The organism is Paraglaciecola sp. IT1134 (genome assembly GCF_058068185.1).
The window spans coordinates 310,233-335,671 of sequence record NZ_CM176486.1; the positions used below are offsets into that span (position 1 = coordinate 310,233).

At 44.4% G+C, this 25,439-nt stretch carries 18 protein-coding genes and 1 pseudogene; 7 read left to right on the forward strand and 12 right to left on the reverse strand.

Annotated features, from left to right (window positions below):
- Positions 1-287: 287 nt before the first annotated feature.
- Both AC3RV5_RS01465 and AC3RV5_RS01470 read right to left on the reverse strand, forming a co-directional pair.
- A complete protein-coding gene (locus AC3RV5_RS01465) occupies positions 288-758 on the reverse strand; it encodes a MarR family winged helix-turn-helix transcriptional regulator (protein ID WP_489730232.1) in 471 nt (156 codons plus the stop codon).
- A 141-nt stretch (positions 759-899) separates the two neighbouring features.
- Complete coding sequence (locus AC3RV5_RS01470; protein ID WP_489730233.1) at positions 900-1,862, reverse strand: MBL fold metallo-hydrolase; 963 nt, start codon at positions 1,860-1,862, stop codon at positions 900-902.
- A 217-nt stretch (positions 1,863-2,079) separates the two neighbouring features.
- Here AC3RV5_RS01470 and AC3RV5_RS01475 point away from each other — a divergent pair, with 217 nt between their 5' ends.
- From AC3RV5_RS01475 to maiA, 5 genes are read left to right on the forward strand one after another with little or no spacing between them, the layout of a single operon-like run.
- Positions 2,080-3,795 (forward strand): FAD-dependent oxidoreductase, encoded by a 1,716-nt coding sequence (locus tag AC3RV5_RS01475; protein ID WP_489730234.1) that lies wholly within the window; start codon positions 2,080-2,082, stop codon positions 3,793-3,795.
- The gene (locus tag AC3RV5_RS01480; protein WP_489730235.1) at positions 3,792-3,983 is read left to right on the forward strand and encodes a DUF2783 domain-containing protein; all 192 of its coding nucleotides are present in this window, start codon (positions 3,792-3,794) and stop codon (positions 3,981-3,983) included. The genes AC3RV5_RS01475 and AC3RV5_RS01480 overlap by 4 nt, the downstream gene beginning before the upstream one ends.
- Positions 3,980-5,287 (forward strand): homogentisate 1,2-dioxygenase, encoded by a 1,308-nt coding sequence (hmgA, locus tag AC3RV5_RS01485; protein ID WP_489730236.1) that lies wholly within the window; start codon positions 3,980-3,982, stop codon positions 5,285-5,287. The genes AC3RV5_RS01480 and hmgA overlap by 4 nt, the downstream gene beginning before the upstream one ends.
- A 36-nt stretch (positions 5,288-5,323) precedes the next feature.
- Positions 5,324-6,643 (forward strand): fumarylacetoacetase, encoded by a 1,320-nt coding sequence (fahA, locus tag AC3RV5_RS01490; protein WP_489730237.1) that lies wholly within the window; start codon positions 5,324-5,326, stop codon positions 6,641-6,643.
- A complete protein-coding gene (maiA, locus tag AC3RV5_RS01495) occupies positions 6,640-7,266 on the forward strand; it encodes a maleylacetoacetate isomerase (RefSeq protein ID WP_489730238.1) in 627 nt (208 codons plus the stop codon). The genes fahA and maiA overlap by 4 nt, the downstream gene beginning before the upstream one ends.
- Positions 7,267-7,426: 160 nt before the next feature.
- Here maiA and AC3RV5_RS01500 read toward each other — a convergent pair whose 3' ends face one another.
- From AC3RV5_RS01500 to AC3RV5_RS01525, 6 genes and pseudogenes are all read right to left on the reverse strand, one after another.
- A complete protein-coding gene (locus AC3RV5_RS01500) occupies positions 7,427-8,809 on the reverse strand; it encodes an amidase family protein (RefSeq protein ID WP_489730239.1) in 1,383 nt (460 codons plus the stop codon).
- Positions 8,810-8,907: 98 nt separating this feature from the next.
- Entirely contained in the window at positions 8,908-9,609 is a 702-nt protein-coding gene (locus tag AC3RV5_RS01505) for a hypothetical protein (RefSeq protein WP_489730240.1), read from the reverse strand.
- A 111-nt stretch (positions 9,610-9,720) separates the two neighbouring features.
- The gene (locus AC3RV5_RS01510) at positions 9,721-12,237 is read right to left on the reverse strand and encodes a penicillin acylase family protein (RefSeq protein ID WP_489730241.1); all 2,517 of its coding nucleotides are present in this window, start codon (positions 12,235-12,237) and stop codon (positions 9,721-9,723) included.
- A 73-nt stretch (positions 12,238-12,310) separates the two neighbouring features.
- Positions 12,311-14,635 (reverse strand): TonB-dependent receptor, encoded by a 2,325-nt coding sequence (locus AC3RV5_RS01515; RefSeq protein WP_489730242.1) that lies wholly within the window; start codon positions 14,633-14,635, stop codon positions 12,311-12,313.
- Positions 14,636-14,715: 80 nt separating this feature from the next.
- Positions 14,716-15,678 (reverse strand): MBL fold metallo-hydrolase, encoded by a 963-nt coding sequence (locus AC3RV5_RS01520; protein ID WP_489730243.1) that lies wholly within the window; start codon positions 15,676-15,678, stop codon positions 14,716-14,718.
- A 273-nt stretch (positions 15,679-15,951) separates the two neighbouring features.
- A pseudogene (locus AC3RV5_RS01525) lies at positions 15,952-16,113 on the reverse strand (IS3 family transposase); the annotation flags it as partial.
- 1,197 nt (positions 16,114-17,310) lie between these two features.
- Here AC3RV5_RS01525 and AC3RV5_RS01530 point away from each other — a divergent pair.
- On the forward strand, positions 17,311-18,144 hold the full coding sequence (locus AC3RV5_RS01530; protein WP_489730244.1) for a phytanoyl-CoA dioxygenase family protein: 834 nt from the start codon (positions 17,311-17,313) through the stop codon (positions 18,142-18,144).
- 140 nt (positions 18,145-18,284) lie between these two features.
- Here the strand turns inward: AC3RV5_RS01530 and AC3RV5_RS01535 are convergent, their stop codons facing one another.
- The 4 genes from AC3RV5_RS01535 to AC3RV5_RS01550 form a co-directional block, all read right to left on the reverse strand.
- The gene (locus AC3RV5_RS01535) at positions 18,285-20,045 is read right to left on the reverse strand and encodes an ABC transporter ATP-binding protein (RefSeq protein ID WP_489730245.1); all 1,761 of its coding nucleotides are present in this window, start codon (positions 20,043-20,045) and stop codon (positions 18,285-18,287) included.
- Complete coding sequence (locus tag AC3RV5_RS01540; protein ID WP_489730246.1) at positions 20,042-21,817, reverse strand: ABC transporter ATP-binding protein; 1,776 nt, start codon at positions 21,815-21,817, stop codon at positions 20,042-20,044. Before AC3RV5_RS01540 ends, AC3RV5_RS01535 begins: the two co-directional genes overlap by 4 nt.
- Positions 21,810-22,022, reverse strand: coding sequence for a hypothetical protein (locus AC3RV5_RS01545; RefSeq protein WP_489730247.1), 213 nt, complete (start codon positions 22,020-22,022; stop codon positions 21,810-21,812). Before AC3RV5_RS01545 ends, AC3RV5_RS01540 begins: the two co-directional genes overlap by 8 nt.
- Before the next feature lie 271 nt (positions 22,023-22,293).
- A complete protein-coding gene (locus AC3RV5_RS01550) occupies positions 22,294-24,225 on the reverse strand; it encodes a putative bifunctional diguanylate cyclase/phosphodiesterase (protein ID WP_489730248.1) in 1,932 nt (643 codons plus the stop codon).
- A gap of 664 nt (positions 24,226-24,889) precedes the next feature.
- On the opposite strand from AC3RV5_RS01550, the gene hipB reads away from it, so the two are divergent.
- Positions 24,890-25,156: a type II toxin-antitoxin system antitoxin HipB gene (gene hipB / locus AC3RV5_RS01555; RefSeq protein WP_489730249.1), complete on the forward strand. Its 267-nt coding sequence runs from the start codon at positions 24,890-24,892 to the stop codon at positions 25,154-25,156.
- The last annotated feature ends 283 nt before the right edge of the window (positions 25,157-25,439 follow it).

Consider the following 25,439-nt stretch of genomic DNA (forward strand, 5'->3'; position numbering starts at 1 on the left):
CACTCTTTTTCTTGTTCAGAAAAATCCTGCCCCAGTTCTCTCTTCTGCGTAATTAAATCATGCGCGGCGGAACAACCTGAAGCAGCCAGATGAGCCAAAGCTAATGGTTTGACAATTAGAAAACCGGCTCGTAAGTTGCCGTATAATCAGAAAGGTCGGCTTTGGCTAAATATCGGGTTTTATAAGCCCGTCTTAATCTCACCGATTAAACATTAAGTGTTTTTAAAGAAAGTGTCCGGTTGGAGTTGATCCGAACACATTGCTGCTAAGCGCGAATTCTAGCTAGATTAATCTTTGGCCCTATTGTTGTCCTTTAAGCTAAAATTAACCTGTTCCATTTCTAATACTTTTTTGTCTAATTTTTCCATTATGCGCATTAAATCGCGGTATTCACCAACATCTAATGCGCCGATTAATTCTTCTTCCCAGTCCAAGGCCTTGGGAGCTATTTCCGCATATATTTCCCTACCCATTTCTGACAATGACAAATAGGCGGCACGATTATCTTTTTCGTCTTTTCGTCTATGAATGAGGTGTTTCTCTTCCAATATTTTTACTGCACGAGACACCTTGGATTTATCCATAAAGGTGACTCTACCAATATCTTTGGCATTAAGTTGTTCGTGTTCTGCCAGGCGTGCCAAAACTCGCCACTCCGGGATTGAAATGTCAAACTCAGAGCGATAGATTTTTGAACATGCATTACTGATATTGGTGGCAAGATTCACCATTCTGTAGGGAACAAAGAGATTCAACATAACCGTCCTGTTAGTTCTCTCTTTCAAGATTAGTTACTCCAGATTAAAAGTTTGAATGGCATTTTTATCATACCGCATACCGCCATACACCTTTTATCTGGAGTAATTTTTAGTTTGTCAGAATAGACAGAAAATAACTTGCTAATTTTGCAGTTGATCCCAAACTTCCTTATCTTTTTCTGCGGTCCAAATCTGAGGCCAGTCAATGCCTTCAAATTCGTCCCAAAGACGTTTCACATCAAATGGCAGGCAGTGCTCGAAGATGGGCCACATTCCAAATTTAGGGGCGAGCAGTGTATGGGTCTCATCAAACGCTTGTTTCAATGTCCCACCGTTTCTGTGCACTTGTCCGACTTTTTCGATCATACCTTCCAAGAATCCACGGGTTTGCTCGATGGCAGCATCAACGTTATCTCTACCCTGTGCTACCGCACCGCGACCACCCACCAAAATTTCGGCCTGATAGGCTTTCACTTTGTCCAATGTGCCCGACGCCCAGTCAAAGTGAAATGCATCACCCGTATACAAGGCAGCAGCCGCTTCAACTAAATCGCCAGCAAACAGTATTTTGTGTTTAGGCAACCAGGCCACTATGTCTCCCGCGGTATGGCCTCTGCCACAGTGCTCTAAAATCAGGCTTCCTCGCTCACCGCCTAAAGGGATTTCGAGACGGTCATTAAAGACAATATCAGGGTGAGTGAGTCCTGGAATATCCTCAGGCTCTCTGAACAGTCTTGGCATTCTGCCAAATTCACTTGCCCAGTCCTGCAAACCGCGCTCTTCAATCAGAAATTTAGTTTTTTCATGGGCAATAATGGATTCTGCACCGTAAGCGGATGCGCCCAATACTCGCACCGCATGATAATGAGACAGAACAAGGTACTTTATTGGCTTGTCGGTATGCTCTCTTAACATTTCTAACCAATCATTTGCTGCTCTGGGTGTCGCCCTGGCTTCAAACGCAATAACAAAATCTTCTGCTTCAATAGCGCCAATATTGGGATCGCCCTCAGCAGTAAGTGCATAAACGCCATCGGCAAGCACTTCAAGGGTTTCAGTTTTTTCACCTAGATCTGCAGATGATGCAAAAGGCTTTTTAGACATAAAAGGTAACCTCGACTTAAGTTAATTAATAAACATAGTAAGTAAGGATGTAAAACTAACACGATAAGCTCTTATATGAAACTAAATAAAACGAATAAGCGTCGAGCCATTAACAGTGTATTCACAAAATATGCAATTAACCCTTGATCTAAGGGAAGAAGATCCTTTATATTATTCTCATGAGAGAATATAAATAAAATGTGGGCGGGCTTCTTTAATGCAAAAAACTTATACCAATCCAGTTTATCCCTACGTCAGTAGTGCGGATCTAAATGCGAATAAAGCCGTGCATCATCCCGTCGTGATAGTGGGTGCCGGTCCAGGCGGACTAGCCTTAGCGATTGACTTCGCGTTACAAGGTATCAGTACCGTGGTACTGGATGACAACAATACCGTTAGTGTGGGCTCGAGGGCTATATGCTTTGCTAAACGTACTCTAGAAATAATGAATCGACTTGGCTGCGCTAAGCGTATGATTGAAAAAGGTGTGACCTGGAAACATGGCAAAGTCTTTTTCAAAGAAGAACGAGTTTACGATTTTGATCTGTTAAATGAGGGTGACCATCAAATACCTGCATTCATTAACCTTCAGCAATATTACTTCGAAGAATATTTGGTCGACAAGGCTGCTGAATTAGACAAGATTGACCTGCGATGGAATAGTAAAGTCATTGCAGTAGACTCACACAAGGACAGCACTGAAATTCGGGTCTGTGTGCCCGACGGCGAATACACACTTACCTGTGATTACTTGGTTTGTGCAGACGGTTGCAATAGTGGTGTCCGCACTATGCTTGGATTACAGAGCAAAGGACAAGTTTTTCAGGATAGATTTTTGATATCAGACGTCGTCATGAAGGCCAATTTCCCCACTGAACGGTGGTTCTGGTTTGACCCGCCATTTCATCCTAACCAGTCTGCATTACTACACAAACAACCTGACAATGTATGGCGAATTGACTTGCAACTTGGGGTTGATGCCGATCCTGAGCATGAACAACAGGAACATGTTATCCGTCCACGAATTCAAGCAATGCTTGGCCCAGAGGTAGAATTTGAGATTGAATGGGCCAGTGTTTACACCTTTCAGTGCCGCAAGATGGATCACTTCATACATAATAACGTTTTTTTTGTGGGTGATGCGGCGCATCAGGTATCTCCTTTTGGCGCTCGTGGTGCAAATGGTTGCATTCAATCAGCAGAGAACCTGGTCTGGAAAGTCGCGAGCGTGTTAAAGGGGCTGGCCCCTGAAGCGCTAATTGAAACCTATAATACCGAGCGACAACAGGGTGCAAAAGAAAATATTCTGAACTCGACCAGGGCAACGGATTTTATCACGCCTAAAAATCACATAAGCCGAGTGTTTCGGGATCAAACCTTGCGCTTAGCCAAAAATTTTGGCTTTGCCAGGACCTTGGTCAATAGTGGACGTTTGTCAGTGCCATGCCAATATAGTAATTCTCCTTTAAACACGCCACAACATGACGAGTTTGAGAGCCCATTGTGTCCAGGTAGCGTACCCAAAGACGCACCTATCGGTGTTTATGGTGAACAACAGTGGCTCCTAAACCATCTTGGTAACCAGTTTGTCGTTTTAGTGTCACTAGATACTATCAGCCCTGAAGAAACCGCTGAAATTAGTAAATTATCGCAGATTGAGAACCTTAAAATTCTGCTCACCGGGAATGTGATAGTGCCAGATGCAATCAAAAGCAAAGTAACAAAGATTGACTGTTCTAAGGGCGCACTCGTTGAACGCTATGATCTAAAACATAATACAACCTATTTATTTAGGCCCGATCAAGTTGTCACAGGACGGTGGCGCCAGTGCATGTCAACAACGGTGGTAAAAGCAATGGGTAGGGCCTTAGGATTCGAACTTAATGCTGATGTATCTGTTCGACAAACCAAGACTATTGAGGAGTTAAAATGAGACTCAAGACCGAACCTAACTTATCTGAACCTGATAGGTTTTACGAAGCATTAATCGATGTTCATCGGGAACTGAGCCCAGAACAAAGCGAATGTCTGAATGCAAGATTGATTCTTTTGTTGGCCAACCATATCGGTCACATGGACGTACTAAGTGAAGCATTAAGTATTGCTGAGGAAATTGAATGAAAACTCCTACCACCACGCTCAATTACCTGACAGGTTTTGGTAATGAACATGAGACTGAAGCACTCACTGGTGCATTGCCAATTGGACAATTTAACCCACAAAAGTGCGCTTATGGTTTATACGCGGAGCAGTTCAATAGTACTGCTTTTACGGCGCCTCGATGTGATAATCGGCGTAGTTGGTTGTACAGGATCAGACCATCAATAAGCATGGGCGACTATACCCCTATTAACAAAGGGCTGGTTCGCACAGCTCCGTTAAATGACACGCTGTGCCCACCTAATTTGATGCGCTGGGATCCCCTACCCATTGCCGATGAGCCCACCGACTTTATAGATGGATTAATCACTATGGCAGCCAATGGTGATGCCAAAATGCAGGCGGGTATAGGTATCCACGTTTATGGTGCCAATCAGGGAATGGCAGATCGCTTTTTCTGCAATGCCGATGGCGAGTTGCTTATTGTGCCACAACTGGGAGAGTTCGTTGCGTATACCGAATTTGGGCTACTGCAAGTGAAACCTGGCGAAATATGCGTGATCCCACGGGGCGTAAAGTTCAAAATAGAACTCCAAGATGGGCCTATTCGGGGTTATATCTGCGAAAATTATGGTGCACCTTATACGTTGCCAGAGCGCGGTCCTGTCGGCGCAAATGGCTATGCAAATCAGCGGGACTTCATGTACCCCGTGGCCTGGTATGAAGACAATGACAAACCGTGTATCTTGGTGAGCAAATTTTGTGGTGAGTTTTATCAAGCAGATCTTGATCATTCGCCATTAGATGTGGTCGCCTGGGTCGGAAACAGTGCCCCCTATAAATATGAACTCTCACGTTTTAGCGTTATCAATACGGTAAGTTTTGACCATCCAGATCCGTCAATATTTACCGTACTCACATCACCGTCTGACACGCATGGTGTAGGCAATGTGGATTTTGTGATTTTTCCGCCGCGCTGGATGGTTGCTGAAAATACCTTTCGCCCACCGTGGTATCACCGCAACGTAATGAGTGAGTTCATGGGACTCATAGAGGGCGTTTACGATGCGAAGGAAAAGGGCTTTGAACCGGGCGGCATGAGTTTGCACAACTGCATGACGCCGCATGGTCCGGAAGCTGACGTATTTGAAAAAGCGTCAAATGCAAAACTTGAACCACAGAGATACATCGATACTTTGGCGTTTATGTTTGAGTCTCGATATGTCATAGCGCCCACGCAATTTGCCTTGAGTACAGAGTATAAACAAAAGGATTACCTGGCTTGTTGGGGAACACTGACTAAACATTTTGATAAAAATCGCTAGTCGATATTTGACGCGATGAATAAAAAGGCAAAAAACATGCAATTATTAAATGAAACCCATGACGTTGATCTGAAAAGTTGGGTCAATAGCGCAAATAGTTGCGCAGATTTTCCAATCCAAAATTTACCGTTTGCGATCTTCAAACGTAAAGGGCAAGCGGAGCCGTGGCGAGGCGGTGTCGCTATTGGCAATAGTGTCATCGATATGGCGAAACTGGCAAAGCTTAATTTATTTAAAGATGAAGCTCAGCAGGGCGCCATGGCGGCCGCTGAGTCATCCCTCAATAACTTTATGGGTCTAGGTAATAACGTGCATTCAGCTTTAAGGCTGGCACTTTCCAGGGCCTTACGGGAGGGGTCACCGTTACAATCAAAGTTCTCCAGTACTCTGATCCCCAAAAATGAAATCGAATTTACTATGCCCTGTCAAATCGGAGATTTCACCGACTTTTACACCTCCATCCACCACGCTACCGCGATCGGTAAACTGTTTCGCCCCGATAACCCGTTGCTGCCTAATTATAAGTGGGTACCCATTGGTTACCATGGTCGTTCTTCGACAATCGGAATTTCAGGGCAGATGTTTCATCGGCCCAAAGGCCAGACAAAATTGCCCGATGCGCCCAAACCCACGGTAGGCCCATGTAAACGTTTGGACTACGAACTTGAAATGGGCATTTTCATCGGTTCGGGAACTCAAATGGGAGATACCATTTCTATCAACGACGCAGAACAACATATTTTCGGTGTCTGCTTGTTAAATGACTGGTCTGCAAGAGATATTCAAGCCTGGGAATATCAGCCTCTGGGTCCTTTTTTGGCCAAGAATTTTGCATCTACCATATCCCCATGGATAGTGACGCTTGAGGCATTAGCGCCATATCGCTGCGCTTTTTCAAGGCCTAGTGATGATCCGCAACCTCTGGAATATTTGACCTCAGATCACAACAGTCAGTATGGCGGGCTGGATATTCAGCTAGAAGCGTTGATCGAAACCCCGGCAATGCGCAGCGCCGGTATAAGCCCAAGCAAACTATCCAGTTCCAATTTCAATTATTCCTATTGGACAACTTCGCAGCTTGTGACGCATCATTCGAGTAATGGCTGTGCCATGCGACCTGGAGATTTGCTGGGTTCAGGCACGCAATCAGGACCAGAATATGCTGAAGCGGGCTCACTGCTTGAATTGAGTAAGGGCGGCAAAACACCCATCGAACTGTCAAATGGCGAAAAACGCACGTTTTTGGAGGACGGTGATAGCATAATTCTGCGTGCATCATGTCAAAAAAAGGGCGCGGCTCCCATCGGATTTGGTGAAGTAAAATCAACTGTACTGCCCGCCAAAGAAACAATATGAAGCTATATTCGTATTTTCGTTCTTCAGCTGCATACCGGGTGCGTATTACCTTAAATATCAAAAATATTCAGCATACAATAGTGGCCATTAACCTATTAAAAAATGAACACCTTCAAGCTGCTTATAAAGCCATACAACCCCAGGGGTTGGTCCCCTGTCTGGAAATTAGCCCCGGTGAATATATATTTCAGTCCGGGGTTATCATTGATTATCTAGACGACCATGAAAGTGAGCCTAGGTTGTTGCCGAACAACCAATCTCAAGCGACTAAAACTAAAACCATGGTAGATATCATTGCCTGCGATATTCACCCAATTTGTAATCTGCGGGTCCTAAAGTATCTCACTGAAAACTTAAAAGTTGATGAAAAGCAGAAGCTTACTTGGTATCGGCATTGGGTAAAAGAGGGGTTTGCTGCATTAGAAGATATGGTTGAGGGAGAAGAGTTTTGTATTGGCCAGCAGGTGTCTCTGGCCGATATATACCTTATCCCACAGGTCTACAACGCCTTACGTTTTGATGTTGATATGCAGGCGTTTCCAAAACTAATGCACATATATCAAAACTGCAATACACTACCTGCATTTATAAAAGCCAAACCAGAAAATCAATTAGAAGGGTAATATGGCTTGCAGCTCTTGAAGCCCTAAAAAGGGTAGAACCTCCTTTTTAGGGCTTGTTCGAAAACGCATTTAAATAGCGTAAGCCTCAAGCAAACTCTTTTTTACAATACTGCCAAGCACCATCCTATTTATAAATTAAAACTAATAAACAGCCCTCACTTTAGCCCTTGGTTTTGAGCATCCTTTCTATACTGACACCAATGGCCAATAGATGTGGGTCTGAACCCGCTGGCCCGTCTATTTGCAAGGCAATGGGTAAACCCTGTGAATTTAGCCCCATAGGGATCACCAGGCTAGGAATACCGGCATTGCTGGATGGGTCAGTGTTTTGGATGAAGGTTGAAAAGGTAGGAGCCTGTTTACCATTTAGGTTGACGGTTTCATCACTATCAATAATGGGTTGAGCTGGTAATGGTGTGGCAGGGAATATTAGCGCATCAACTTGATGTGACTCAAAACAGTTTTTATAAGCCTTTTGAAGCTTGGGACGCAACGTTTCAATGGCTGTACGATAAGCTTCCTCCGGGACAGGATCTTCAATCAACATGCTTAATAATGCTTTCACGTCAGGGCTGGATGTATTACTCACAAATTGCGCAAAACTGAGTTGTGGCGCGGCTCGTTTGAGCAAGCTTTGCAATTGTTGACGTGTCTCATACAAAACAATCGTAAAACTAGATTGCTGGCTTAACTGCGCCACATCGCTTAAATCAACATCGATCAACTGCACGCCAGCTTCTTGTAATTTTATGAGAACTTTTTCTAAACGGTCGATGATTTCCGGGCAGATATTCTCAAAGAAGTAGGCCTTTGGAATGCCCAATCTTAACTTGTTTAACGGATAGGGATTAACTTTAACCGGTGGCTCCTGGGCCATTACTGAATCTAACAGCGCCACTGTCTCTACATCCGATGCCATAGGGCCGGCGGTGTCCCGTGTTTGAGATATCAGGCTAATGCCTCTACTTGAGTAACGTCCAGTTGTTGGTCTGAATCCTACAATGCCATTGAGTGCGGCCGGGATGCGAGTTGAACCACCGGTATCGGTGCCAATACCCGCGTCAGCTAAACCCAATGCTATGGCGGTCGCTGTGCCGCCGCTGCTACCACCAGCAAAGCACAATGGATCGCAAGCATTTCTGACCGGGCCAAATGCACCATTATTGCTGGTGATACCCAAAGCAAGTTCATGCATATTGGTTTTACCATTAATTATGGCTCCAGCTTTTTTCAATTGTGCGACAACATCCGAATCGAATGCAGGCATATAGCGATCTAAGGATCTATGCCCAACCGAATGAGGCATGTTTGCGACTTCGATATTATCTTTTATGGCTAATGTCATCCCATAAAGCGGCAGGGATTTTGTTGGATCTGCAGCAACAAGATCTTTGGCCTGGGCAAGAGCGTCATTTTTAGCAAGGTAAATAAAGGCGTTGTGATCTGCAAACTGATGCGCTTTATGTGATTGTGCCGCAATCTTGGCGAATAGCTCGGCATCTGAGTATGTTTCGCTTAGTTTATCAAGGTGATTATCAGACATATCTTTTTGTGTTTATCCTGTTTGTTTTGGGGTCTGCGTCATACCCCCGGATGATTTGGGTATATGACGCCAGAAACCATGCTCAATAAAATCAACGCTTATACTTTTGCTGGTGTTGACTGCAGGCTGGCAATGGCCAGGATAATACCCAAGGCAATGCCTAAGATCGCGGCAAACAGTACTTGCATATCCGCAGGTAAAAGAAAGGTAATGGTATGGGCTGGGATCCAGAAAAAGGGGATCGTTTTCTTGAAAACAAAGCCCCACTGTTTGCGCCAGTCCATATTTGCCATGATGTCAGCCACTTTTATTGAAGTGAACAGGCCACTGATTGTTCCACCATTACTGATGATATGGATGTCAGTAATTTTATGCAGAGTCATCATGATGGGGGCATAGATAAGATTAATAGCAACGCTAATGGAAAATGCAATTAGTAGTTTATTTGCTGTAAGGCCACCTTTCATTATTTCTGCAATATTTTCCATCCCGGAGTAAGCTAATACCGGCGGAACACCTGTGGCGAAAATAATAAAAGCTACTTTTATCGTGATCCCCAAAATACCCCATACGATTGCCCTGGGAATAATACCGAAACCGGGTTTGTTATAAACACCGCTGATAATCCTTAACCCAATCACTTCACCTGTGGTAGCAAGTATGGCGAATTTTATAAAACTCATAATAAAACCGTGCTGCTGATTAAAGGAAATATATCCAGCATAAACATCGGTCGAAAGAAAAAATGGACTAAAAAATGCGATTAGACCCATGATAAAATAGATATCTTGTTTTTTCATTTTACTGCCTTTAATTGATCGTTGCTGATGACATAAATAATTATAAAACCTCAATGGGCCTGCAAACTGGATTACATTTTTGCTCCCGGTTTTGCAGGCATAAATATTGGTTTATTTTTCCATTTCAATAATTTCCATCTTAAACCCCTGCTTTTGAAGCTCGCTTTCACTCCAATAGACTGGCTTCTTTTCAAATTCTTCATACATTGAAAGTTGATCCGTTGAATGTGAGTCAGCAACGCCTTGCTGATTAATAAACGCGCTTTGACCTGATGGAATAACATCCCAAGCCTGAAATCCATCATCTGTTGCAATAAACAGGTTATTTTCACTGCCACGATTCATGATTTGATGTGATGTGTGTTCAGAGGATGCCTGCAAAATTCCGCGGAAATTATAAGGTGAGAATTTAAGCGGATACACTTCAGTTTCAGGCAGGTTTAATTTGCCATTTTTAATAAATGAATCCATCACTGTATTGAAACTGCTGCTGATAACGTCGAGTGCTGTTTTGCCGTTTAAAAAATCGTAACGGGCTATTCGGCCAGCTTGTTGGGCCGCAAAAGTATCAACCAAAATTGCGGTACCCGGTTGAGGTTTTATTGAACCTTTGATAGTGGCTATGGGATAGCCGGTGGCGGCATATTTTTTAAACATATCATCAGGCAGGTCATCACTCAGTACATCTTTAAGTAACTGTGTTAACCAATGCTGCATCAGTGTGGTGGCCTTTGAATCAAAATAGCCGTCGTGATCTTTGTCACGCCATGCCCAATCCCAGTTTTGTAATAACGCCAAACCCTTTGCGGCTTCATGTGTGAGGGGATTTTGTTGATTAGCTTGCTCCAACAGTGGCAACAGATAACGAATGTTAGTGTCTACAAAAGACATTTCTTCGTTCAATTGCCAAACGTCTTTAGTGCTCCACTTATCTTGTTGAGAAAGTCGTTGATGAATTTCATTGCCCCGGTCAGCCTTACTCCAGGTCATCCACCACATATCCGGGGAGGCGAGTTTACTTTCAGGGCGGTTATTCCAATTCATAATAAAGTTATTGGCAGGCTGGTATTCAAATGGGTTCGTTTCAAAATCTTGAAATCCTTGCCAATCTGTCGATTCGGTCATAGGTAAACGTAGATGTTGTTGCGCACTTCTGTTGGGATATTTACCACCCAGGATGTAGCCCAGGTTACCTTGCAAATCCATGTAATAGAAATTGATATTGGTACTGATGTGACTGACTTGCTGACGAAATTCTGACCAGTTGTGTGCCTTGCCAATGTCTAGCCAGGCGAGCATGCTTTCTACTTCAGAGCCCTGCCAGGGGCGCCGTCTAATGTAAATGTGCCCAGACTCTTGATCGAGATGCTCAATAGCGCCCAAATGCGTGAAGTTAATGCTTAATTCAAGTGCAGGACTGTCTTTGATCTGAATGATTTCCTGTCTTTGGGTGACATCATAGGTCTTTCCCTGATAGGAGTATGATAGCTGTGCTGGGTTGCGGGGATTGTTAACTAGATTGAGTTGCATAATATCGACCTGATCACCAAAGCCTGCGGTAGAGCCCCATGCAATATGATTGTTATGGCCAAATAGAATATTGGGTGTGGCCAACAAAGTATTGCCGACAATGTCATAATCTCCACCATGCAGACCAATGCCGTAAACATAGGATGGATTTGCCCAACCAAATTGCGGACCGTTTAATAACACGCCATTGGCATCTTTTAACTTGTTTTTAGATAACATCCAGATATTACTGGCTGATGAGCGAGTAATATCGCCGCTAAGACCAGTTTTTGCAAAGTCGTTAAGCCATTGTGATTTGCTGTCAGGGGAAAACGCAATTTTACCCGAGGTATCGATATAGCTGTTCAGAGCTAATTTTAGTGGTGAGCTTACCGCTAGATCACTGGGGATTTGATCTCGATCCTGGCATTTCTCGGTGCTTTGTTTGTGTACAGTGGTGATTGAACTGTCGTCGCATTGCCACATTAATGCATTAAACAGCTGTAAACTTTTTTCGCTGTCGTGCAAGGTATTCAGTTCTTGCAGCATCGCCAGGTTTTCTAATTCAGTATTAAAATCTGCGTAACGCATGGCAAGTGTGCCAACAAAAATCATCGCAACATCATAGGTCGTCCACTTTGTAGGTTTGAACTGATGCTGGGTAAATTCAAAAGGAAGTAATTGCTCGTTATTTTGCGCTATTTTCTGTAGCCACAAATTCATGCCCTGTGCATAACCACTGAGGACATCTAACTGGGCAGAACTTAATTTTTCTATCTGCTGCTTTATGGAATCTGGCTGAAATTGACTTCGAATAAAACGGTCATATTCAATATATTCTTTACCGAGTACTTCAGCGACTTTTCCTTGTGTTGTCCTTTTAAGCATTTCCATTTGAAATAATCTGTCTTGGGCAACGGCATAACCATAGCCTGTAAACAGGTCAAAATTTGAATTGGCAAAAATATGCGGCGTACCATAATCATCGCGATAGAGCTTGATCGTATTGTCAGTGACTAATGACTCGGTTGCGCTAGATAACTGATTATTTGTTACCTGATCTACAACACACCCTTGCAGGATTAAGACAGTTCCCAAAAAAGCGGATTTAAATTTCATTAAATATCCTTAAGAGAGGTTGTCTCATTGGACAATGAGACAACCTTAACTAAATTCTGACTTGATTAGATTATTAGAACGTATATTTGGCGGAAATACCAAATGTGCGCGGATCGCCCCAAACACCTATGGCACCGGGCCCAATGGTATAAACATGCACAATTTCAGCTTCATCGGTCAGGTTTTTAGCCCAAAGAGATACCTCAAGGCTGTCGTCAGGGGAAAGCCAGCTGATCTTGGCATTAACCAGATCAGATTCATCCAGTTTGATTGCGGTATTGGTTAATGACATATTTTGTTCGTCGATATGACTATATTCAAGACGCAAATCCAGCTCTCCTGATTCGATAGGCACATAGTAATTTAGAGTCAGTTGGTAGCTATTTTCAGGCGCTTGGCGTAATGGATTTCCTGAGCCATCTACGGTACCGGTTGCGGTATCAAAGACAAGACCTTTAACTTCAGTATCAAGGTAAGCATAGTTGCCCGACATATTGAAATTATCAGTCAGATTCCAGTTAAACTCTAATTCCATTCCCTTTATTTCGGCCTTACCAATATTGGTGGTCTGGAAGGTTCCAAATTCAGAGCCTGTGGTTGGACCAAATCTAGTTACCTGTAGATCCTGATAATCGGTATAAAAAAGCGTGGTGTTGAATCTCAGGGTATTTTCAAGAAAATCGCCTTTAAATCCCACTTCATAATTGGTGGCTACTTCCGGTTGAACAGGAATGCTAGCACTAGACTCAACCCCCTGCGAACCGGCAAATCCACCACTTTTGAAGCCTCGAGATACTGATGTATATAACATCAAGTTATTGTTGACCTGATATTTGAGGTTCGCCATTGGTGACAGGTCATTCCAGTCGTCATTTGTAGCAATGCTAAATGACTCAGCAATGAGTTTTAAGCTGCCACCTACACCTTGACACTCAAAGAAATTTTCAAATTCAGTACCCGTTGCGTCAAGGGCACAGTTGACTGACGTCGCAGTATAGTCTTTTTCATCGACCGTATATCTGGCACCGAGTGTCAGGCTCCACTTCTCGTTAATATCCCAGTTTCCCTGGCCATAAGCGGCATAACTCGTGGTTTTATTTTTGGCACCCGCATATTCATTACCCAGTTTAACTGGCGCAGCCGCATAGGTATTACGGGTAATGTTCCACTGCTCTACCCGTTCGGTTTCTTCCGTTAGAAAAAAAACGCCCGCGGTATAATTTATATTTCCGTCCAAGTTAGAAACCCAACGGAATTCTTGGGAAAAGGTATCAATGTCTTCAACAATGTCGTCAAATAGATCAATACCGTAAACGTCATCTTCAGGCGTTGATGGATCACCAAAGTCATAAGTCGGGCCGCCACCGGTAATTAATGGCGCACCAATAGACGCCATTTCCCAATCAGTTTCAGCGTGGCGTAACGCCGTAATTGTGACCAGGCTGCCCTGAGAGAAATCTACGGTGCCGGTCAGGCTGAATCCACTGGCTTCTCTTTTTGAGAAACCATCAACGGGACTGGCTGATTGACGTGGCTCTGTCGCACCTAAATCGATTAATTCCCCCAAATAATCCTGGTTACCATTTATCACCGGAGTTCGTCCCATATCGGCACGATCATCGCTCATATAGTCTGCGCTGAGTAACCATTCACTTGAATTGCCTTTGTAAAGCAACTGACCTCGTATTGAACTTGAGTCCTCGTCTTTTAGTTCGGTATTTAACAGTACGTTTTGCACAAAACCATCATGCTCACGATGAGATACGCTTAACTTACCGGAAAGATTGTCACTTAGCCCGCCATTAACAAGTCCCTGATAGCGAAGAATGCCCTCATTACCTACAGAGACACCTACTTTGGCGCGGAATTCATCGGAGGGTTTCTCGGTTATAACGCTGATGGCGCCACCTACTGCATTTCGACCAAAAAGCGTACCTTGTGGGCCACGTAATACTTCAATCCGTTCTAAATCGAACATATCGAAATTGATACTTGCTCCACGGCCAATGTAGACACCATCCAGAAACAGTGCGACTGAATTATCTAAACCAGGGCCATCGTCACTGGTATTAATCCCCCTCATTGATATGTTTGCCTGACCGGGAGAGAACTCCGCAAAAGTCATGCCGGGAATAAAATTTGCCACACTAGATGCATCAGAAATGTCAGACTTTTCAATATCACCTGCGCCAATAGAAGTAACGGCAATAGGCACTTCCTGGATATTTTGGCTACGATGTTGCGCTGTGATTTGAATTTTTTCTATTTCAGTTGCTTGTGTAGCGGTTGCTACCAATACAGATGCAACGATCCCCAAACCTAAGGCTTTTTTAACTGCGAGCATTAAATTGCAGGACTCAAACAAAATGTTGTCGGCGGATGTGTGTTTTACAGTCATAGTTATGTTCTCTTGTGGCAAAAATTTTATGGTTATTATTCATATGTAAAGTAGTGTCTCGCTCAATATCGAATCACTTGCTAATTTTGCAGTTGATCCCAAACTTCCTTATCTTTTTCTGCTGTCCAAATCTGAGGCCAGTCAATGCCTTCAAATTCGTCCCAAAGACGTTTCACATCAAATGGCAGGCAGTGCTCGAAGATGGGCCACATTCCAAATTTAGGGGCGAGGAGTGTATGGGTCTCATCAAACGCTTGTTTCAATGTCCCACCGTTTCTGTGCACTTGTCCGACTTTTTCGATCATACCTTCCAGGAATCCACGGGTTTGCTCGATGGCAGCATCAACGTTATCTCTACCCTGTGCTACCGCACCGCGACCACCCACCAATATTTCGGCCTGATAGGCTTTCACTTTGTCCAATGTGCCCGACGCCCAGTCAAAGTGAAATGCATCACCCGTATACAAGGCAGCAGCCGCTTCAACTAAATCGCCAGCAAACAGTATTTTGTGTTTAGGCAACCAGGCCACTATGTCTCCCGCGGTATGGCCTCTGCCACAGTGCTCTAAAATCAGGCTTCCTCGCTCACCGCCTAAAGGGATTTCGAGACGGTCATTAAAGACAATATCAGGGTGAGTGAGTCCTGGAATATCCTCAGGCTCTTTGAACAGTCTTGGCATTCTGCCAAATTCACTTGCCCAGTCCTGCAAACCGCGCTCTTCAATCAGAAATTTAGTTTTTTCATGAGCAATAATGGATTCAGCACCGTAAGCGGATGCGCCCAATACTCGCACCGCATGATAATGAGACAGAACAAGGTACTTTATTGGCTTGTCGGTATGCTCTCTTAACATTTCTAACCAATCATTTGCTGCTCTGGGTGTCGCCCTGGCTTCAAACGCAATAACAAAATCTTCTGCTTCAATAGCGCCAATATTGGGATCGCCCTCAGCAGTAAGTGCATAAACGCCATCGGCAAGCACTTCAAGGGTTTCAGTTTTTTCACCTAGATCTGCAGATGATGCAAAAGGCTTTTTAGACATAAAAGGTAACCTCGACTTAAGTTAATCAATAACATAAAAAGGATAAAAATCTAACACAATAGATTCTCATGTGAAACTAATATGTGACAATTAACTAACATTATGTGACTATATTTTAACAAAATATTGCATTAAACCTTTATTTTCGTATTTAATTCCTTTTCATTAGTCTCGATAGAGAGTTATTTGGTTGGCTCAGGCCAGGGGCTTTATCTAAAGGAGTTTCATGTTTAATCGCTGACTTATTGTTATTTACTTATGTATTCAATCTTGATTGTAAGATTGAAAATAGTCAGTCACATCTTGCTTCATATGTTCACGAGTGGGTTGAGCTATTTTTAATATGCAGTCGTGTTTTAACCCACCGAAAAGCCATTCCACTACAGCGTGATCCCAGCACGCGGCAACATCGCTTCTCGATGCGCGAATATTAAATTGGGGGACTTAAACAAAATATTGTCGGCGGATGTGTGTTTTACAGTCATAGTTTGTCCCCCTGGTGGCAAAAATTTTATGGTTAATATTTATATGTTGGTCAGTGACTCGAGCAATATCGAATTGCCAGTAAGTGATGTTAACCAACATATTACATGTATTTAACATTTACAATGAAATATGTATCATAAAGTCACATTTAATTACTTTTATAATTGAAGGAGACTGATAGTAGACATTTTTATTTTATTTATTTTTTTCCTTTTTGAAGAGCTGATATAGGTTTTTGTTGTGATAAAAAGTGCATTACTGCTGACTTGATATCTGTGTATTGAGGCAATTAAACCTAGACATAACAGCTTGTTATGATGCGTTGGTCACATGAGCTCTTTTCCATGTCTGGGCTAAAAATAGCTAACTTGAGCTCTTTGCCAATCAGCTCGCCGAATGATTGCTATGGCCGGCAATCTTGCTTTAATACAGAAAGGTTTTATTATTGATACTTTTTTGTTATAAATTTATATTTATTTGTATCATGTGTCGTCGGGGGAGGGGTAAGCTAAAACGGTATAGCCACCGCATTGATGAGGTGCTGATCAGGTTAAAGATACAAAATTTATGGGCGAAATATCGTATCAGAATGGGATTTTGGCAGTATTAGCTGCCGTTTGATCTTGTAATTTGCCAAGCTAATCTGTGGGCATACACCTTCAAGCTGATTGGGTTGAAGGTTGTTCAGCCAATCAGCTTATCCAGCCTCATATTGCTTACATGAACAAAGGAGGCAATGTTGGCAGACATTCATTGCGATTGAGTCTCTAAATTTCTAAAAAGTTTTTGCTCGATTTCCATGAATCTACTCGTAACTTGGCTGGTCTCCAGCAGAATTGGCCCGAGTGTTTGTGGAATTTTTCGAGTTGAGAAACAATCGTGTCCAAGCTGACGGTATCGGCGAAAAATTTCGGGTCGCCTTTATACCTTGGGATGCTATAACCATTAAGCCAGATAACTAGTTTGACAAACACCGGTATTCTCTCAAGCCAGGTCTGCTGTAAAGAGCAGATATAGTGTTTATCCTTCTGTACTCTAGTAATATCGGGGACACCGTGATACCGACCTTTCTGCATTTCAACCTGTCGCTGATTGTCTTTGGCTGAGCCACGGCAATGGTGTTATGAATAACAAGGAATAACCCAAATGACGCAACAAATCAGTGAATTCAAATTAACGACAGAGCAGGTGAAAGCTTTCCAGCGTGATGGCGCCATCTGTGTGCGGCAGTTATTCAGCGCCGAGGAGGTTGCCCTCTTAACCGCCGGTATCGAACAGAATCTGGCTAAGCCCAGCGAGCGCGCCAAGATTGCCAGCAGCCCGGACGATCCTGGCTGGTTTTTTGAGGACTTTTGCAACTGGCAAGAGATTGATGCCTATCGGCGGTTTATCTTCGTCAGGCGGGTGGGCGAGGTGGCCGCGCAGCTGATGCAAAGCGCGACGGCGAGGCTCTATCACGATCACCTGCTGGTGAAGGAACCGAATACTCAACAGCGAACGCCGTGGCACCAGGATCAGCCTTATTACAATGTAGAGGGCCGGCAGAACTGCAGCATGTGGATGCCGGTGGACCCAGTATCTCGCGAGGCGACGCTGGAGTTTATCGGTGGCTCGCATCTGGGTCCCTGGTTGATGCCGCGGACCTTCTTGGACAGCCAGGCACGCTGGTTTCCGCAAGGCAGCCTGGCTGATTTACCGGATATCGAGGCGGATCGTTCGGCCTTCAATATCCTCGGCTGGCAGCTAGAGCCTGGTGATGTGGTGTTCTTCCATATGCTCACGCTGCATGCCTCGGCGGGTGTCGGCGGCAACCGGCGGCGCCGGGCGTTCTCGCTGCGCTTTCTAGGCGATGATATGCGCCATGCGCCACGGGACTGGAAAACTTCGCCGGAATTCCCTGGCCTGGTCGACGAACTAGCGGAGGGCGCGAAGCTTGAGCATCCGTTGTTCCCGCTTCTGTATTCGCGGCACTCGGTATAGGAAAAAGGGGTCGAGGAAAAAGGGGTCGGAGTGAATAGAAATGATATTCACTCCGACCCCTTTTTCCCGGATGAGAAAAAAGCGACTGAATCAGCGCAATAATTAACACTTTAAGAATAAGCCTGTTGGGCTCGTTCGAGCTAAAGGTATGCCCTGTCATCGGTGAGTAAGCTCGAATAAACGCCGTCCATCGCCAGCAACTCTTGATGGTTGCCCTGCTCGACAATCTTGCCCTGGTTAAGCACCAGGATCTGATCCGAGTGGCGAATGGTGCTCAGGCGGTGCGCAATGGCGATAACGGTCTTTTGTTCAAACAAGCGGCCAATGGCCTTTTGGATCAGATTTTCGGTAATAGAATCCACCGAGCTGGTAGCCTCATCCAACATCATCACTTGTCCGCCCTGGGCCACGGCCCGGGCAAAGGAGATCAGCTGAGCTTGGCCTGCCGACAAATTACTGCCGCTTTTTTTCAGCTTAAATTGGTACTGACCGGGCAGCCCTAAAATAAAATCGTGGGCATAAACGTATTGTGCGGCGTCTACCACGGCTTCGTCACTGATGTCGTCGGCACCAAGGGAAACATTAAAATGGATATCCTCCTCAAACAGAAACACGTCCTGCTGCATCAGAGAAAACAGGTGCAGCATTGAATCTTTGGGTATGTTCGACAGCTCAATACCGTTTAGAAGTATGCTGCCTTCATAGTCCATGTAGGTTTTACTCATGATGCGAATGATGGTCGACTTACCTGAGCCTGTTGTGCCCACTAAGGCCAACTGCTCGCCCTTGTTGAGTGTAAAAGACACATCATCCAAAACATAGGGGCCTGCGCTGCCATAACGGAAGCGCACATTTTTGAATTCCAGCGACTCGAAATTGACAAGTTTGTCTTTCAGGGTTTCTGCTGGCAAAAGCGTTCGCCCGTCTTCTTCGAGGTCTTCTACAAAAAGTTCTTCTATGTGTTCAAAGGCTGCAAAAGAGCGCTGAATGGCGGCGATCTGCGAGGTGAAATCCCGCAGGGGCACAAATACCTTTTCCAGAGTATTGATAAAGGCGATCAATACGCCAAGGCTGACGGCGCCGGCGAGCACCTTACCGGAGCCATACCATATAATCAGCCCGATGGTGATGCTGGTGATCCCCGTTATAATCGAAAACAAGGTGGCATCGTATTTATTAGTTTTAATTTGCGCCCGCAGGAAATCTTCGGTGTAGCGGTGATACTTAGCTTCCACCTCCTCTTCGGCGCCATATAGTTGTACGGTTTTTACCCCCAACAAACACTCTTGCAAAAAACCGGTGCCTTTGGCCAAAGACGAGCGCGTAATGCTATACATTTCACGCAGGCGATTGCGCACATACTGGGTTAGCAGTAACACAGGCGGAAACACCAGTAAGACCAACAAGGCCAATTGCCAGTTGATGAAAAACATAAAGATCAGCACCGCCAACGTGTTGATGGAGTCTTTCACCAAACTCAGCACGCCCAGCACGAAGGATTCACCTATGGCTTCAAGATCGCTAGTTAATCGTGACAACGTGACACCCGTAGGGGTTTTATCAAAGTAGGTTCTGGGCAGTTGCAAAATACGCGCAAACAAGGCCATACGCATATCAAAAACGGCCTTCTGTCCGGTCATACGCAAGCAGTAAGTGTAGATAGCATCGGCTATGTAATTGACAATCAATACCACCAGCATGATGGCAATCAGAAACATCAGCCCAGCGTATTTACCGGGCGTGAGGTGCTCATCAATCACTTGGATCACCAGCCAGGGAAACAACACGTTGGCGGCCACTGATAGGGGCATCATCAGCAAACCAATCACAGCGGTATTTTTGTAGCGCGAAGCGTAGTGGTAAAAATGCTTGAGGTAGGCGAAATCCAAAGATTTAATCATGCGGCCTGAGTCTCATGCTGCTGTAATTCCCAGGTCTGGCGGTAATAACTGGACGACTCAAGTAGTTGGGTGTGTGTGCCGCGGGCGATGATTTCACCCTGTTGCAATACCAGAATTTTGTCCATGTATTCCAGCGCGCTAACCCGGTGAGAAACCACTAACAAACTCTGCCCCTCAATGCGATCAAATACCCCTTTTAAAATAGTGCGCTCGGTTTCGTAATCCACCGCCGACAGCACATTGTCCATAATGATAAGATCGCTGGGAGTGAGCAGAGCCCGGGCGATACTCAGACGTTGCTTTTGTCCACCCGATAACATGATGCCTTTTTCACCCACCAGCGTTTGGTCGCCGGCGCTAAAACGCTGCACATCTTCGCTTAGCTGGCTCAGTTCAAGCACCTGGTGCACGTCGAGTTCCGCCGCGGCGTGGTCTTGTTGGTTGGCTCCAAACTTAACATTCTGTGAAATCGTATCGGAAAACAGAAAAGGGTCTTGGGTAATGGTTCGCACATAGCTGCGCCAATCCTGACGGGACACCTGAGTAATATCTTTTCCACCCCAAAAAATTTGCCCGCTTTCAAGGGACAAGTGATGATTCAAGCAATTCACCAGGGTACTTTTACCCGCACCAATGCTACCTAAAACGCCGACTTTTTCGCCCGGTGCAATGGAGAAACTGAGATCCTTTAGCACGACCTCGGGGTGTTCACCTGTGGCGCTTGGGTAGCGATAACTGAGGCTTTTTACCAACAGTGTTGAACCGCGCAAGGAGGATTTTTCAGCGTCGCCCATTCTCAACAGATCTGTGCTTGGCACTGCGTTATTGAGAATGTTCTGCACACTATCAATACTGATCATGCCCATTTGATACACCGTGACAATACGCCCCAAGTGCATCAGCGGTATAGCCAAGAGTACCGAGTAGGACAAAAAGGCAGTTATTTCACCAATCGATAATTTGGCCTGCAAAAGATAATAACCGCCCAGTCCCAAAATCAGCACTTTCATAAAATGGTTGGCGTAATCCAAAATAGGCATGTAGATGGTTTGAATTTTGGCTATGTGCATAGTGCAATCAAAGAGACGGCGATTGACCTGATCCACTTCGTTTGTCACCCACTGACCCATCTGCTGATTTTTAATCAAGTCGATGCCGCCCAGGTAGTTCATCAACTGCTCGGACAAATCCTGCAAACGGGTCAATCGCTCTGTGTGTAAGGCGCGCAATTTTCTAAAACCAATGCGGAAAATAATGGAGGCAATGACGATGGGGATCACAGAGTACAGGGTTAATTCCGGGGAGATTTTCCACATCCAAATTGGCGTAAGCGACAGGGCAAATAAAATATTAAACAGCTGTAAAAAACCGATGCCATAAAACAGGCGAATACCGTTGAGATCATTATTGATAATGGATATAAGTTTGCCGGAGGCAAATTTGCCGTGAAAGGTTGAAGGCAGACGGTTCAAACGATGGAAAATATCATTTTTCAAGGTCGCTTCCGTAATTCGCCCTGGGTTTAACGCGTACATGCGCGACAGAATACGGATCACCACCATCACCACCGACAGCGCAATTACCCATTGCACGTTTTCAAGCAGCCCCTCTTTGGACTCAAGTGTTACTTCGTTGAGTAAATCAACGGCAAGCTGGATGTAGCGCGGAATTTCCACTTGCAGGTAATTCACCACAAAAATACAGGCAATCGCCAACAAATAAGAAAATTTGTTCAACAGGAAATAGTGAAGTATAAATTTTGATTTAGTCATTGCTGCGAGATCCTTCATTACAGATCGATGGATGCAGGGCAAGACAGGCGTCGATAATCAGCTGTCTTGGCTCTCCTTTTTCACTCAATTGCTCAAGCAACCATGCTGGCAGGCGAATAGGTTGCGTTTTCACACCGGGTTTGCGACCGCAACCACTGCGCTTGCCGCCGTGAATACAGCAAGCTTCATTAGACTTATGGGGCATTTTGACTCACTTTAAGAGAGGATGCGGGTAGAAAAACTTGATAAGTGTACGCTTATCAAGTGGTTTTTACTAGGCCCTATTGGTTTTGAAGGTCTCGCAACGCAGCTTGGCAATCGCAGCCAGGTTATTTCACTGACGTAAGCGCTGTCCGCAAAGCTACTCATTTCACCGCATAATTATGGTGGCAGCCCTGTTAGCTTTCAGCCACGGTAAGTTCAGGGGAACATCATTCACCCGTGCAAAAAACGTCGTTATTTCTTGCCAATATTTATCACCGGTGCTTTACAATTTGTTTTTCGGCCAGATTAAATTGCTCAATCGGGGCTGGATGGTGAAAATAATAGCCTTGCATTTGGGCGCAGCCAAGGGCCAGCAATAAGTCTTTTTGTTCAGCTGTTTCAACTCCTTCGACGGTGCAACTTACCTTGAAACTGGAACATAATTCCAGAATGGTTTTTACGACCCCTTGGCTGCGTTGATCCTGCAGTAAGTTTTCCACGAAACTGCGGTCAATTTTTAAGTTGTTAAACGCCAATTTATGAATATAACTTAAGCTAGAATAGCCAGAGCCAAAGTCATCCAAAGCGATCATAAATCCTTGAGCTTGTAGATTTTTAATGGTTTCGGAGCAATGTTCCAAATCGCTCATCATAGTCGTTTCAGTAATTTCGAATTGAACGCGACTGCTAGCTACGCCATGACTATCAATAATGCGTTTTAATTCTTGCAGGGTTTTACTGTTCACCACATCATGTACTGACAGATTGAATGATAAATATAGATAAGCAGGCCAACATTTTAAATCACAGACGGCTTTATCAAATAAATGTAACGTGATATCAGTGACTACACCGGTCTTTTCGGCGATGGCAATAAATTTACTCGGCGAGACATGCCCCAAATCTGGGTTGTACCATCTGGCGAGAGCTTCCAATCCTTTTATTTCACCCGTTTCCCCATCAACTATCGGCTGATAATGTAGACTTAATTCATTATTTTTAACGCTTTGGTTAAGCGCCAGTTCGATTTGTGATTTTTGCTTAATAAGACGTTGGTGTTTATTGGAAAAAATAATGGAACTGCCCCGAGCTTCGGTTTTAGCTTGATACAGCGCAAAGTCTGCGCTGTCCATTAACTTATCTACTGTGTCACCGGCTTCTGGATAAATAGCAAAACCGCAAGAGCCTGATATTTGCACCAAACCCGTGCGCATGGTGAAAGGGATATGCATAACCTCGGTTATTTTTTTACCTAAAGACTTTATTTCACTATGGCTGGCGCTATGATCGATCACTAACGCAAACTCATCGCCGCCAATGCGAGCTAACATGCCGTCGCCATTCAATACTCTGCTTAAGCGTTGGCTAACCTCCTTTAGCACTCGATCACCTGCCGCATGGCCATGTATATCATTGACCGGCTTGAAACCATCTAAATCAATTAATCCGACAATAAAACTATGGTCATGGCTGTGATCATTGAGTTTTTGATTCAGGTATTGGGTGAAGCTACGTCGGTTGGCTAATTTCGTCAGGCCATCCTGATTGGCTAACAATTCATTTTGAATGTTGAGTTGTTGCGTTCGTTCATGCTGTATTTGCAAATCCTGTTTAGCATCGATGACATTGGAGAAGGCCCGATAATAACTCAAGGCAATCAATACCAAGACGCCTGTCACCATGGAAAAATTAATCGCTATAGCCACAAAAACGGGCTGTCCACTGGTGCTAAAAAATAGCACAAAGGGCAAACCCACGGTGATGGCGGTAGACCACACCGCCGCTGGCAGATGAATTAAACATACAATGACGCCAATCACGGTGATCGACATATAATACGCAATGTGGGCTCTTAAGCCGATATCCCCATAACCATAAAGGGCAAAACCCCACAGAGAAAACCCAATCCCCATTAAAACGGAAAACAACACCGTCATCTTTATTTGATGCTCAGCTTGTACCAGGGTAAAGGTTTTATGTTTATAACCGCGCCACTTAATTGCACGAAACAAACACGCTGCGGTCAAAAAAATCGCGACGTATACCGTCAGATAATCGGGCGCTGTGCCGTAATGGGTATAGGCTAACGTCACTGAGTTGGCACATAAAATAAAATACAGCAACGGTACTTTGGTCAGTAGTTCATTAAACTGAGCAAAGATGATCTGCTCAGTTTTTTCCCCACCATCAGCCCATTGCATCATGCGTTTTAGTATATTAATAACGGCCTCTTAGCATTATCTTTCCTACTGCGTCACAATTTATACCGTAAATTTCGACATTAATACAATCACAACGCGTTAGCCCCCCAAGCTACCTAGTCACCATATTAACTCCCGTTACCCCCCCATAGATGTGGATGTATAACACATGTCATCAGCGCAGCTTTGTGCCTGCTATGACAGACCGGTTATGCAGACAGCCATGCTAATTCTAAACATGCCAAGTAACGCATTAGCGTTGCTTATTAATGAACTTCTATATTTCATCTAGGTTGAGCGGTGCACTCAACGGGCACTGACTGCTACGACTTTGTTGCTATATTTTGTCGAGCGAACGCGTTTAACTCGGGCAGGGTGCCTGCAAGGTTTTTTATCCATCACCACTGACTGTGTTCGGCATTGCGCTTCAATGCGATAGCACAATAATGATGCTCCCCCCAACGAACTGGCCACAACGCGGTTGGCGCAACGCGGTTGTCGCAACACGGTTGCCGCAACACGGTTGCCGCAACGATTCAATGGGTGTTTTTCTGTCTAATTGCCCTGACATATTTATCCCCTGCAAGGGGTAAGTATTTCGTTATCCTCTGTAAGGCTTAATTGTTCTAATATCCTCTCAAGAGGATAATTAAGGGGAAACGCTCTCATGATTTACGGTCCTCAACAATTAGCAAATCATCTCAGATTGATTCGAACCAATAACAATCGGACGTATGCAGAAACTGCGAAACGCGTTGGTGTTAAACAGGCTACCATCTCAAATTTTAAAAACGAGCCTGAGCGTTGCCAACTTCAAACCGTGTTCAAGATAATGCAAGCGCTGCATGTCAGTATGTTAATTCAGTCACAAGACAATGAATCTCTGTCCAATTTATCCAATTCCGCAGATAAAAAGGCAACAGAGGACTGGTAGATGGCAGAGTTAAAAGATTAAGGGGGCGGAGTGAATTTCATTTCTATTCACTTCGACCTCTTTTTCAGAAGAAATTGCACAGCTACCCGATATGAAGGGTTTATTTTAATAACGCACTTACTATTTGAATCTAACAAGCCACGTCAAAGATCACTGGTGACAGTAAATTAGTGTTTATTCATTCGGCCATAAGCTGACATCCTCGCAAAGCACACTCGTTACTTTGGACGGTGAGTTTTTATCCTTTTTTGAAAATATCTTAGTTTACATTATCCACTTACAA